Raw genomic sequence first — 515 nt, 5'->3', positions numbered from 1 at the left:
CGTCTGGTGATCTCATTGTTGGAGGTCGCTACGATTTTGGAGGAGAGCGTTGCCGATCTCGCACCAATGGAGGGACACGAGCGGACCGAGCAGCAAGATTGCGTCTAGGTAGCCTCTCAACGACAGATCCGTCTTAAGGACCACTGGCGATCCAAAGTCAAAGCGACCCGCGCCGCGCTGGGTCTCGGCGCTCGACCGTGTACAGCACTCAGGGGCCTTGCTTGCCTCATTCTGCGCTATGCCTGACGAGAGCCAGCATCCTGTCGTCGAGCTGATCTGGAATCCGGCGATGGGAATCCGCCGGCGCTGCCTGCGGAGGCCGTGCTCTCGCCTCAGGACTCTTTCAGCGCTTCCAAGACGGCTGCCTCGGAACGACGGGGAGGGCGGCCAACCTCGTGCATATCCTTTATGTGAAGATCGATAATGTCACCGAATGTACGAGCCCGCACAGCAACCTTCGGTTTGGGTGATCCGCTGCGGTCAATATTGCGCTCCATGGCGAGCGCCCAGTCCTC

General features: G+C 60.2%; 1 pseudogene. It reads right to left on the bottom strand.

The features are described 5' to 3' along the window. Window positions 1–332: 332 nt before the first annotated feature. Window positions 333–515, bottom strand: a pseudogene (locus CV770_RS43105) (hypothetical protein); the annotation flags it as partial.

This window comes from Bradyrhizobium sp. AC87j1 (assembly GCF_002936975.1).
GTDB lineage: Bacteria > Pseudomonadota > Alphaproteobacteria > Rhizobiales > Xanthobacteraceae > Bradyrhizobium > Bradyrhizobium shewense.
The sequence above is the reverse complement of the archived record's forward strand: the minus strand, read 5'-3'. Positions and strand labels throughout refer to the sequence as shown.